General features: G+C 45.8%; 8 protein-coding genes. 1 reads left to right on the forward strand and 7 read right to left on the reverse strand.

Going from position 1 to position 9951, the window contains the following annotated elements; all coding sequences use genetic code 11:
* The first annotated feature begins 109 nt into the window (after window positions 1–109).
* On the forward strand, window positions 110–1210 hold the full coding sequence (locus DOT_RS03325) for an NAD(P)-binding protein (protein ID WP_009614167.1): 1101 nt from the start codon (window positions 110–112) through the stop codon (window positions 1208–1210).
* 170 nt (window positions 1211–1380) lie between these two features.
* Here the strand turns inward: DOT_RS03325 and DOT_RS03330 are convergent, their stop codons facing one another.
* The 7 genes from DOT_RS03330 to carB all read right to left on the reverse strand — a co-directional run.
* Window positions 1381–2874 carry an alkaline phosphatase family protein gene (locus DOT_RS03330; protein WP_009614170.1) on the reverse strand — a complete coding sequence of 498 codons (1494 nt, stop codon included), beginning with the start codon at window positions 2872–2874 and terminating at the stop codon, window positions 1381–1383.
* A gap of 213 nt (window positions 2875–3087) precedes the next feature.
* Window positions 3088–3510, reverse strand: coding sequence for a universal stress protein (locus DOT_RS03335; protein WP_009614172.1), 423 nt, complete (start codon window positions 3508–3510; stop codon window positions 3088–3090).
* A 160-nt stretch (window positions 3511–3670) separates the two neighbouring features.
* Window positions 3671–4276 (reverse strand): orotate phosphoribosyltransferase, encoded by a 606-nt coding sequence (gene pyrE / locus DOT_RS03340; protein WP_009614178.1) that lies wholly within the window; start codon window positions 4274–4276, stop codon window positions 3671–3673.
* Window positions 4277–4298: 22 nt separating this feature from the next.
* The gene (gene pyrF, locus DOT_RS03345; protein WP_040411123.1) at window positions 4299–5009 is read right to left on the reverse strand and encodes an orotidine-5'-phosphate decarboxylase; all 711 of its coding nucleotides are present in this window, start codon (window positions 5007–5009) and stop codon (window positions 4299–4301) included.
* A gap of 31 nt (window positions 5010–5040) precedes the next feature.
* Window positions 5041–5961, reverse strand: coding sequence for a dihydroorotate dehydrogenase (locus tag DOT_RS03350; protein ID WP_009614182.1), 921 nt, complete (start codon window positions 5959–5961; stop codon window positions 5041–5043).
* On the reverse strand, window positions 5948–6799 hold the full coding sequence (locus tag DOT_RS03355; protein WP_040411125.1) for a dihydroorotate dehydrogenase electron transfer subunit: 852 nt from the start codon (window positions 6797–6799) through the stop codon (window positions 5948–5950). Before DOT_RS03355 ends, DOT_RS03350 begins: the two co-directional genes overlap by 14 nt.
* Window positions 6800–7080: 281 nt before the next feature.
* The coding region (gene carB, locus DOT_RS03360; RefSeq protein WP_009614186.1) for a carbamoyl-phosphate synthase large subunit at window positions 7081–9951 on the reverse strand (2871 nt) is incomplete at its 5' end.

A 9951-nucleotide genomic window follows, 5' to 3' on the forward strand; every position in this document is an offset into this window, starting at 1 on the left:
AAGCACGTTGAAAATTATTTTCAACGTGCTTATTTGCTTTAGAATTAATTAAGATTGTTGAATAATGTCCGCTGTGATATCCAAACTAACCTAAAGGAGGCAATGTGAATTGAACGTTGCAATTATGGGTGCAGGACTATCCGGTTTGGCTTGCGCTATTACCTTAGAAAAGTACGGAGTATCTCCAACTATTTTCGAAAAACGCAGTCGAGTTGGTGATCGATTCGTGAACGGCGAGGCACTTATGTCGATTTTCAATAGGCCTATAACTGATGATTACGCTTATCTCTCCGAAAGCCATGGTATCTTTCTCCAACCTTTAGCCAATATCAGTAAAATGGATTTTTTCTCAGAAAATCGCCAAGCAACTGTAACCGGGCACTTAGGCTTTATAAATTCAAGAGGTCGGGAAGATGAATCGTTTGAATCTCAACTCTCTAGACAAGTTAAATCTGAGATAATTTTTAATTCTAAATACACTTATGAAGAATTGCTTCAAGACTTTACCCATATAATCATGGCTACTGGTGATGCAGCATATGCGCTTAAGATTCAGAATTTCCAAGCCGAACTGACAGTAACTCTAAAAGGGGCTACAGTTGAAGGGAATTTTGATCGCTACCATGCTGCAATTTGGCTCGATAACAACCTAGCCCCAAAAGGCTATGGATTCTTGTTACCCTATTCCGAAAAAGAAGCTACACTTACAATCGGATATCCAGACTACCCGGAAAATCAATCTTTAAATGAGAAGCCCCTCTGGGATCGATTCTATACAAAGGCCTGCAAAGATCTGGGCCAAAACCTCAAAATTACTGACCAATTTGAAATTAACAACTACATAATGGGCCTCTGTGAACATCCCCGTCTTGGTAATACTTTCTTTACAGGAAACTGTTTTGGTGCTATGATGCCAGCCTTTGGATTTGGTCAATTTTCGTCCATTTTGACTGGAATATTTGCCGCAAGTGACTTATGCGGAAAGGGGAAATACGAAGAATTAGTTAAACCTTTAAGTCAGAGTTACCAAAACTCCTTAGTCCTTCGAAATGCGATGGAACAATTAGATAATCACAAGTTAGATAACTTAGTCACCCTTCTAAATAATAAGTTGTCTAATCATATATTGACCAACCAAAAACTAAACCCAGTAAAAATTGCAAGCCACATCTTAAGACCATTCTTCACAAAAAATAACACCCCGAATTAGAAGTGACAGCAGTTGCCGTCCCTTTTAAAAACATCTTAAGTTTATCTGATTATTTTGCTTCATCTAACTTTTATCAAAATACAAAACAATAGCAAACGCAAGAAGAGCAGAAATCTCCATAATAATTTCTCCTCTTCTTGTTTAGGTTTAGTCTTATAACCATATGTAATTTACTTTCTTTGTAATAACCCAAAATGTTCCATAATCATTGGATACAAATCTATGATGCGTGGATTCTCCAATTTAATCGGCATTCCAGTAACAATCATGGGTACAGTCGAATCCTCTTCTTCGAGGGATCCATGGCTCCCGCCACCAGGATGGATCGGCGCCCCATTGGCTAAATATTCATAACCCGATGCCGCCGAAACGACCACCCTGCTTCCGCCCCGGGCCTCGAGGGCCGAAACTAAGCGTGTAAACGCATCAGGAAACTTTCCGAACACAATTTCTTGCTCATCCGAAACATAGGCATCGACCACGGATAGATCTCCGTCCAAAGTCCAACTTTTACCATAAAAGTCTTGGTACAAACCTAGGCGAGAAAAGAATAGCTTTTTTTCCGTTCCGCCTTGAAGGACACAATAACTATTTTCAGAGACTTTCCAGCAGATCTGAGCGTTGCGCAAATCTTTGCTCAAAATGCTCACGATGTCAGGCAAAATCTCATTTTCTCGTTGTAGAAGATAAATAAAGGCCATACGTTCATTTGGGCAAATAGCAATCTCTTTATTGCTTTCCCAACTTGCCTCTTCCGTAGCCTTCAAACGTTTAAATGACTTCAAAGCATAATCCAGATCAATCAGATATTCATTGCCTAGACCAATCGTAGTCTGGGAGTGATCACCCGTAATGATAATCACATTTTCCTCAATGGCTTTTTCCCAAGAACCAAACTCATTGAGGACCGAAGCAACAAGGTTGTCTGCTCGTTCAATCGAAGGCCCCGTGCGCAAAGGGCCGTAGCGGTGCGAATATTTATCATTATCGGGGAAATAAACGACCATGAAATCTGGCTGTTTCCTCTCACGCACAAGTTGGACAGCAATTTTTCCTGAAAAAGCATCATTAAAACCAAAGCGGTGACAAATCCCTCTCGGGTAAGTAATTGACTTACCCGAGAAAGGCGGATGTATGAGCTCTCCCAGGGTCAATTGAGAAGGGCCAGAAATTTTTTCTTGATTAAGGTCAAAACACGTTGCCAAAGCAACTAAGAAAGGAAGCTCAGCACGGTAAGGCCGTGCAGCCCGATGCATGAAAAAGTTAATACACCCCGTACTATAGCCACCAGCTTCTAGTGCTTCATATAGAGTCGGCGTTTCTGGATTCAGGTGCTCCTCGTTAAGCCTTATTAATAAATTACGCAGGACTTTCTTAGGTCCTATTTTTAAGACGCTTTGCCAGGTCGCGCCGTAATCCACTATTTTCCGAATCTCTTCGTTGTACCAGATAAACCCGGGTACCCTATGCTGATCAGGCCAAGTTCCTGTAATCATGGAACTCGTGGCTACTGGAGTCATGGTTGGAAAAGATGAGACGACGCGTTCCATGTAAGTTCCGTGTTTAGCCAGAAAACGAAGAGCCGGGGCATTTCCTTCCGACAGAATCCTCGCCAACGCCACAGGATGCAGAGAGTCGATCACAAATAAGATTATCTTTTTCATGATCGCCCCCCTTCCAAAATCTTACTCATCTATAGATTATATTAAAATCATCTTCATATTGTCACGAATTAAAGAGCTGACATAGATCTACTGAAATAGAATCTTCATTTCGAGCAGAAATTATTATGAGTATAGATATATAACAAGGCTAAAAGCAAAATGCTTCCAGCCTTGTTTAATCTCTGCTCCTATATCATTGTACAAAAAGGTAATTTATTTGGCAATAAGAACCGAACATTTTGCTCCGTGAAGAACGCGCTGACTGACACTTCCTAAGATGGCACCAGCAATCGCTCCATAACCATGGCTCCCCATAACAACCAAATCAATGTTCTCGCTTTCAATCTCTCGTAAGATAATGTTTGCTGGTTTCCCTGGCAATATTTTCTTGGTTAGGGAAACGTCAGTAACATCCATTCCTTCAAGAGTAGCTTGTATCGCCAGCTCACCTGCCTCTTCTAATAAGTCAGGCGAAATGAGATCCATATCCAGCTGATTCACATCATACACGAGCGGCTTGTACATGACAAACAGAAGCTCGACTTCCGAGTGAAATTTCCTAGCGAGTTCCAAGGCATTTTTCAACGCTTTTCGGGAATACTCTGAAGCATCTGTAGCCACTAAAATTTTCTTCAAATAAACCCCTCCTCCACATTATATCTTTCTCGTTACGTCCTCATGTATGAATACATTCCACACTAACATATTATATCCTTCTTTTTTTTATGATGATTATAATTTTTCTTCATGATAAATTTATATTAAGAACTAACAGCTAATTAGAGCCCTTTTCCCTTTAGACTTTCCGACTTCCTGGTTTAATAGCCGGGATCCCTTGCGCACATAGCGGGCATTCTTGGGCTTCGAAAGCCTGGATATTCAGCTGAATAATTGAGCTCTGCGGCAAACCAAAATCCACTGTTCCACCAGTTCGATCAACAAGCACACCAACCCCCACTGGGATAGCTTCAAATTCTTGGACCACAGATAACACCTCACGAACGGATCCTCCGGTTGTGATCACATCCTCAACGACCAGCACGCGTTCCCCGGGAACAAGGGTAAACCCTCTGCGCAAACGCATAATTCCGTTTTCCCGTTCTGTAAACAAAGCCCGCACCCCCAAGGCCTTACCGACCTCATGGGCCACCAAAATTCCTCCCATAGCAGGTCCGATAACCGTTTGAATGTCCATGTCATGGAACTTTGCAGCCAAGCCCTGTGCTAATATGGCCGCCCGATCCGGGTATTGTAGTACTTGAGCACACTGCATGTACTGAGCGCTGTGCTTTCCTGAAGTTAAAAGGAAATGCCCGTCCAAGAGAGCATTGCTTTTTCTAAACAAATCCAAATAGTCTGATGATGTAAGTAACGTTTCCCCTATGTTCGATGGTTTTGCCATTATAATTATTTCTCTCCTTTTCTTACCGTACCCAAAGTCGATCCAAAGCTTGACGAGGATCCTCCGCGCGGGTAATCGGCCTCCCAACTACGAGATAAGAACTCCCGGCCGCTAAGGCTTCATACGGGGAAAGAACTCGCGCTTGGTCCTGAGCTTCACTCCAAGCCGGGCGAATCCCCGGGGTAACAATCAAGAAATTGGGTTCAGTATTCCGACGTATCTCTCCTGCTTCCATAGCAGAAGCCACAACTCCGTCGAGTCCTGCCCGTTCAGCAAGTTTGGCGAGTGCTACCACATGCTCACGAAGGTCGCGCTGAACCGCCATTTCTTGTCGAAATTGAGCTTCTGACATACTTGTTAAGACCGTAACTCCTATTACTTTCGGGACACTTCCCAGCTTAGTCCCTGCTTCTTTTACAGCGTGAGCTGACCTTGACATCATTTCATATCCACCACTGCAATGAATATTGATCATGTCAACTCCACACTGAACAAATCCTCTAATTGCCCGTTCTACGGTGGTGGGAATATCATGAAGCTTCAAATCCAGAAAAATAGGAAATCCCATATCTTTCAGTTCCTGAATCATTGCCGGACCAGAATAGGCGTAAAGTTCCAACCCCACTTTAAGCCAACACCCGCTGCCTTGAAGTGCCTTTGCAAGGGCTAAAGCCTCTTCGCGCCCTTGAACATCGAGCGCCACCATAACCCGCTTATTCAATGACCTATCCATACGCTATCCCTCCATTTTTAGACTGTCCCTTCTAAGAAACATGTGCCAATCCGACTAATTCATGTACAGAAGCCATTCCCCTTTTAGCGCAGTAGTCTTCGATGCCCTGCAGAATCTCCAACGGAGCTTGGGGATTAACAAAGTTCCCAGTGCCAATACTAATTGCCGATGCTCCTGCCAAGAAAAATTCCACAGCATCTTGCCACCGAGTGATCCCGCCCATACCTATGATTGGCAAATCGACGGCTTGCGAAACTTGCCAAACCATGCGGACAGCAACCGGACGTATGGCTGGTCCGGAAAGCCCTCCGAACGTATTAGCGAGTACTGGACGTTGTTGATCCAGGTCAATACTCATTCCCAAAAGCGTGTTGATGAGTGATAGCGCATCAGCTCCCCCACTCTGAACTGCTCGGGCCATTTCCACAATATCAGTGACGTTGGGTGAAAGCTTCGCGATGATCGGAAGATCCGTTACTGCTTTGACCGCCCCAATCACTTCTTCAGCACTTTTAGGATCCGTGCCAAAATGCATTCCGCCATGTTTAACATTCGGACAAGAGATGTTCACTTCCAATGCGGCTAACCCTGAATCCCGTTGCAATGCCCGGGCCATCTGCACATAATCCTCCAGCGAAAAACCAGAAATATTGGCAATCACCGCAGTAGGCAATTTTCGCACCTTAGGAAGATAGGACCTCAGAAATTCCTCGAGTCCCGGGTTTTCCAACCCAACTGCGTTTAATAAGCCTGCCGGCGTTTCCACTAACCGAGGAACTTCATTTCCTAGCCTGGGCTCAGGAGTAAGCCCCTTTAATGTTATGCCCCCTAAAGCATCTACTGGACAATAGGCGGCATACTCCTCACCAAAGCCATAAGTTCCTGAACCCGTCAGGACTGGATTTCTTAGAGTTATTCCTGCTATATGCGTTGTTAGATCAACAGGACACATCCCAGACAACCTCCTCGCCTCGAAAAACCGGCCCATCCTGACATACTTTTTTATGAATCAAAGTACCTGCTTCGTCTCTAAGCGTACATACACAACCTAAACAGGCCCCAACTGCGCATCCCATGCGTTCTTCCAGTGAAACCTCCACAGGAACTCCGAAGTTTCTGCCCAATTCTGTAACCGCCTGCATCATCTTTTTTGGACCGCAAGTTGCGATGCGAATACTTCCTCCACTCAGAGGCTGTTCTTGTTTTGTTTGCCCAAACAATAGTGATAACTGCTCCTCAACCTGCTCGGTCACCAGACCCTTTAGCCCAAAACTTCCATCCAAGGTACTAAGATGTAGCGGAATCCCTAGGGCTTGCCACTGGAGAAGTCCCGCGCTTTCTAGAAACCTTTGGTGTTCTCCCCCCCAAAACAAGCGCACTGTCAGTCCCCGCGCAAGAGCATCCTGGGCTAAGGCATAAAGTGGGAATATCCCGATTCCACCAGCAATCAGCCACAATTCCCCTTCTTTCGGAACGGAAAAACCTTGCCCTAAGGGCCCCATTATGCTGAGCCTCTCCCCGCAGCATGCTCTTGCTAAGATCTCGGTTCCCCGTCCCTGAATCCGGTAGAGCAAAGTAATTTCGTCTTGATCCGGAGAAATTTGGGCTAAGCTGATAGGCCGCCGCAACAAGGGATCAAAGGATGAGATTGAGGAGTCCTGAACTTGGACAGCTACGAATTGTCCAGGCTTTGCAGTTTTGGCAATCGGTCCTTTTATAACCAAGCGTCGAAGCCTTTGCTCCTTCTCCCCTAAGCATTCATGAACAACCACTAGTCCTTCCGTGAGCATCTCACCCGCACCTTCCCTAATTCGAGGTTCAATGATCGAAGTTCGATGTTCGAATAGTGCACAAACACCCATCGTGATTGCCTATCGAATATCTCAGATCGAATATCAACTAGCCTCTTTAAGATAGTTTACTTAAATTTCAGATTATGATTAAGTTCTTTAATCTTTTGCAACCTATTAGAAAAATATTGCTAAGAAACTAAAATTCCTGCCGTCCTCTATAACGGATCTAGTCCGTAGTATTAGATTCGTGAGTCATGAATCGTGCTTCGAACCTCGATCTACAGAGGCATGAGTCCCGGTGAAATGCTTTCCAGCACCTGGAGTAACGCTGCAGCCGTATCAAGACTCGTGAAACACGGGATTCCATGTTCCACGGCCGCTCTACGGATCGCAAATCCATCACTTTCCTGTATTCGGCCATGAGTTGTTGTATTGACTACATATTGTATTTGCTGCTTGCGTATCCCGTCAATGATTTCATTCGAGCCATCATGCAATTTTGCAAGCTGTTCTACTCGAAGCCCCTCGTTCTTTAAATAGCGTGTCGTTCCTTCGGTCGCTAAAAGGCGGAATCCCAGTTCAGCGAACCGACGAGCAAGGGCTACCCCTTCTGCTTTATCACGATCTGCCAAGGTCACGAACACTGAACCATATGTTGTGAAGGACAAACCCGCTCCGAGCAGCGCTTTATAGAGAGCTTTTTCATACGTCCTATCCATTCCCATGACTTCGCCCGTCGATTTCATCTCTGGGCCCAAAGACGGTTCAACCCGCTGAAGTTTCGAAAAGGAGAACACTGGTGCTTTGACGGCAACCCGATCACCCGTTGGATAGAGGCCATGGGGAATTTTTATCTCTTCCCATTTTCTGCCTAAGATTACTTGAGTTGCCCAGTCTACGATTGGAACCCCAGTGACCTTACTCAGAAAGGGAACGGTGCGGCTGGACCGAGGATTGACCTCAAGAACGAAGAGTTCGTTCTGATAAATGACATATTGGATATTCAATAAGCCTTTAATTTTCAAAGATCGGGCTAACGATTCAGTCAAAGTAATTATCCGCTCTTGCATACTCACGTCTAACGTTTGAGGCGGATAGACGGCGATAGAATCTCCGGAATGAACCCCTGCCCGTTCCAAATGTTCCATAATCCCAGGGATAAAAACATTTTCTCCGTCGGAGATCGCATCGACCTCTACCTCTTTCCCCAGCAGATATTGATCCATCCAGATCTCCTGGTCCGAGGAGGCAGAAAGAGCGCGTCTTACAACGGTCTCTAATTCCTTGGCTTCATAGACAATGTCCATGGCTCTTCCACCCAGAACATACGATGGACGAACTACCAACGGAAATCCGATTTCTTGAGCTACTGTTTGCACTTGTTCCATGCTTGTTGCCCCGCCTCCGCGTGGACGTTTGGCCGCTAGTTCTTGCAATACACGGTCAAAGGTTCCCCGCTCCTCGGCCCGGTCAATATCTTCTACTGCTGTGCCTAAAATCGGGTAGCCGCGCCTCGCCAGGCCACTCGCCAAACCAATGGCCGTCTGCCCTCCGAACTGAACAACGACACCATCGGGTTGCTCTTTATCCAGAATTGCGGAGACATCTTCTAAAGTCAAGGGTTCAAAATAAAGCCGATCAGCCGTGTCAAAGTCTGTCGAGACTGTCTCAGGATTATTATTAATAATAATACTCTCAAACCCGGCTTTGCGCAGAGCCAGCACCGCGTGCACAGAACAATAGTCAAATTCAATCCCCTGCCCAATCCGAATTGGACCGGACCCTAAAACAACCACTTTAGGTCGCTTATGAACTTCCCCTTCATCTTCAACATCATAGCTGGAATAGAAGTAAGGAGTTGTAGCCTCAAACTCTCCCGAACAGGTATCGACCATTTTAAATACAGGGCGAATACCATGCTCAATTCTGAACCGATAAACCTCATCTTCCGAGCTTTTCCATAGAGCCGCTATTTCTAGATCTGCATAACCTAAGCGTTTAGCACGCAGTAAGGACGCTTTATCCCAAGCTGCTTGTTCTAATAATACCGTATTATCGACAAGACGACGTAAGAAATTTAGATAAAAAAGGTTCCAGCCCGTCTCTTCAACCAGCCAATCGACTGTCCAGCCTCGTCTTAAGGCTTCTGCAAAAACGAACAGCTGGCGATCATCCGGCTGCAGGCACTCGGTTTTAAGTTCAGCGTCCGATAGCACTTCCAGCTCCGGAAGTCGGAGCCCGTATGCTTTAATATCTAACGAACGGATCGCTTTGAGCAGGGCGGTCTCTAAGTTCCGACCAATCCCCATCACTTCTCCGGTCGCCTTCATCTGGGTACCCAAGCGCCGATCTGCCTCAGTAAATTTGTCGAAGGGCCAGCGGGGGATTTTAACAACGACATAATCTAAGGCCGGCTCGAAACAAGCCGAGGTCTTCTCAGTAACAGCATTTTTAATTTCCGTAAGCGCATAGCCTAGCGCAATTTTGGCAGCGACTTTAGCAATCGGATATCCAGTAGCCTTCGAGGCGAGAGCACTGGAACGGCTTAAACGAGGATTGACCTCGATCACTACGTATTCATTACGTGCGGGGTGCAGAGCAAACTGGACATTACATCCCCCTTCAATTCCCAGGCCATTCACAATCCGCCGCGACGCACTGCGTAAGGCTTGAACCTCTCGATCGGTCAAAGTTTGACAAGGGGCTACAACAATACTATCCCCAGTATGCACGCCAACTGGGTCCATGTTCTCCATATGGCAAATCGTGATGCAGTTTCCGGCTCCATCACGTAAAACTTCAAACTCGACTTCCTTCCAGCCGGCCACACTTCGCTCCACTAAGATCTGACCAATCAGACTGGCCTGCAGGCCGCTTGCTGCAATTTGTTCCAGCTCTTCAGCATTTTGGACAATTCCCCCCCCGGTTCCTCCCAAGGTGAAGGCCGGCCGCACAATAAGTGGATATCCCGTTTTCGCAGCAAATTCAAGCGCCTCTTCAACGTGAGCTACAATCTTACTTTCAGGGATCGGCTCACCCAACTCCTGCATCAAAGCCCGAAAGCTTTCCCGGTCTTCCGCTTGATCAATACTTTTAAGGGAAGTCCCCATCAGAGTCACTTCGCAGCGTTCCAAAACCCCTCGTTTAGC

This window comes from Desulfosporosinus sp. OT (genome assembly GCF_000224515.1).
GTDB lineage: Bacteria > Bacillota > Desulfitobacteriia > Desulfitobacteriales > Desulfitobacteriaceae > Desulfosporosinus.

Bases quoted from the DNA above. Each gene is read 5' to 3' on its own strand.
- pyrE (WP_009614178.1), bottom strand. From the start codon at position 4,276: ATGGCAAAACCATCGAACATAGGGGAAACGTTACTTACATCATCAGAC.
- DOT_RS03355 (WP_040411125.1), bottom strand. From the start codon at position 6,799: ATGCTCACGGAAGGACTAGTGGTTGTTCATGAATGCTTAGGGGAGAAG.
- pyrF (WP_040411123.1), bottom strand. From the start codon at position 5,009: ATGGATAGGTCATTGAATAAGCGGGTTATGGTGGCGCTCGATGTTCAA.
- DOT_RS03330 (WP_009614170.1), bottom strand. From the start codon at position 2,874: ATGAAAAAGATAATCTTATTTGTGATCGACTCTCTGCATCCTGTGGCG.
- DOT_RS03350 (WP_009614182.1), bottom strand. From the start codon at position 5,961: ATGTGTCCTGTTGATCTAACAACGCATATAGCAGGAATAACTCTAAGA.